At 65.3% G+C, this 2,011-nt stretch carries 1 protein-coding gene and 2 pseudogenes; 1 reads left to right on the plus strand and 2 read right to left on the minus strand.

Annotation, left to right across the window (positions count from 1 at the left end; translation table 11 throughout):
- Positions 1-384 (minus strand): annotated as a pseudogene (locus tag ACFOD9_RS14735) (thiolase C-terminal domain-containing protein); the annotation flags it as partial.
- Positions 381-824 carry a Zn-ribbon domain-containing OB-fold protein gene (locus tag ACFOD9_RS14740; protein WP_379510892.1) on the minus strand — a complete coding sequence of 148 codons (444 nt, stop codon included), beginning with the start codon at positions 822-824 and terminating at the stop codon, positions 381-383. The gene ACFOD9_RS14740 and the pseudogene ACFOD9_RS14735, both read right to left, overlap by 4 nt.
- A gap of 510 nt (positions 825-1,334) precedes the next feature.
- Between ACFOD9_RS14740 and ACFOD9_RS14745 the strand changes: the two are divergent.
- Positions 1,335-2,011: pseudogene (locus tag ACFOD9_RS14745) on the plus strand (IS5 family transposase); the annotation flags it as partial.

The raw sequence follows: 2,011 nt of genomic DNA on the forward strand, positions 1-2,011 counted from the left end.
CGGATTGTGCAGCGCGCGGTGGAACAGGACATATCTGGCCGCGCCGCTGGCGATCGCGTTGACCGCCAGGGTCAGCGAGCCGGTGAGCTGGCCAATGCCCTGGAAGCCCACGACATAGGCCGGATCGGCGCCCAGGTGTTGGGCCAGCCAGGAGGAGGTGACCACCGAGAGCCCGTCCACCGCGGCCTGGCCGCCGGAGGTGGGAAACAGCGGCGAGGACACGAAGCCATCGATCTGGTCCACCGTCAGCCCGGCGTCGGCGATGGCCTGGCGCGCGGTTTCCACCGTAGTGGCACCCAGCGGACGCTCGGCCCGGCGCAGGATCGGGCTTTGCGCGTAGCCGGCGATGGCCACCTGGTTGCGCGCCGCGAACAGGCCGCTCATGCCCCGGTCTCCAGGCGGAAGGCGGGGACGGCCACATCCTCGCGCAATTGCTCGAACGCGACGGTTACCGGCAGGCCGATACGCAGCTCGGCCTCGACGCAATCGAGCAGCCGGGCCACGATCCGCACCTCGGGATGATCGACCAGTTCGACATCGGCAAGGATATAGGGCGTCTCGAAGCCCTGCAGGAACGAGCGGTGGATCGTGCTCCAGGTGCGAAGCCGGCCGCGCCCGCTGGCCGGCTCGAACCGGAACTCCGGCTCGGTGGACAGGCAGTGCGGGCAGGTGACATCGGGCGGGAAGGTCATCTCGCCGCAGGCCGAGCAGCGCGCCAGGGTGAAGACGTGGCGCGCCGCCGCCGCCCAGAACCCGGCCGAGGTTTCATCGGGAACCGGCACGGGACGCCCGCGCGGCGCGGCTTTCGCTTCCATCTCGTCCATGCTCCTCTCGCCCGCCGGCTTGCCGATGCGTGGCAGGCTTGGCCCGGTGCCGTGTGCGGCGCGGGCAGGATTAGCCCCAAGCCGGGGGCGGAGGCAATAGTCTCGTCATCATTTCAAATAGATATGGGCTGATATAAAGAAGGTTTTGGAAGGTGTTGGGAGCGACGGATCGCCAAGAGGCTCACGTATGGTGGGTGTATGCAAAGTAAATCTGGCGGGATCGAGCGGTAAAACAAGCGAACAGCCGCCAAAACATCGGTCAAATCGGCAAATTGCCTATTCTCCGCAGGGGGGATCCGGGCGGCGCAACAGCCGCGCGGTGCCCTGCTTGCAGAATGGCGGCCGATGAATTCGGGTCCGCTCGCCGATCCGGGCCGCCCTTGTCTGGGCAGCGGGTGTCTAGGCTCAGGACCTATTAAATTGCTTGCGTGAGGCATGATTGGTTGATTCAATGGCAGCGTCGAGGAGGCGCTGATTGTGGATGTACCGTTTCTGCTGAGCGAGGCGCAGATGCGCCGGATCGAGCCGTTTTTCCCACTGTCGCATGGCATCCCGCGGGTTGATGACCGGCGGATTGTGTCGGGTATCGTCTATGTCATCAAGCATGGGCTGATGTGGCGGGACGCACCCAAGGATTACGGCCCGCACAAGACGATCTACAACCGCTTCATCCGCTGGAGCCGCCTGGGCGTGTTCAACCGCATCTTCGCCGAGCTGGCGGGCAAGGCCGGGGAGCCCGACCGGATCATGATCGACGCCACCCATTTGAAGGCGCACCGCACCGCCGCCAGCCTGTTAAAAGGGGGGCTCTTCCCAGACGTATCGGGCGCACCAAAGGCGGCTTGAACTCGAAGCTCCATGCCGTCTGCGATGGGCTGGGCAGGCCGATCGCGATGCTGCTGACCGAAGGCCAGATGAGCGACCACAACGGCGCTTTCCTGCTGCTTTCGGCACTCCCGCGCGCCAAGGAACTGCTGGCCGACAAGGGCTATGACAGCGACTGGTTCCGGGCCGCCCTGACCGCGCGCGGCACCACCCCATGCATTCCGCCGCGCAAGAACCGCAAGGTCCAATACCACTACGACAAGCAGCTCTACCGCCAGCGCCACAAGATCGAGAACGTCTTCGGAAGGATCAAGGACTGGCGCAGGGTCGCAACCCGCTACGACCGATGCGCACATACCTTC

The sequence above is a fragment of the Novosphingobium bradum genome, from assembly GCF_042646485.1.
Taxonomy (GTDB): Bacteria; Pseudomonadota; Alphaproteobacteria; order Sphingomonadales; family Sphingomonadaceae; genus Novosphingobium; species Novosphingobium bradum.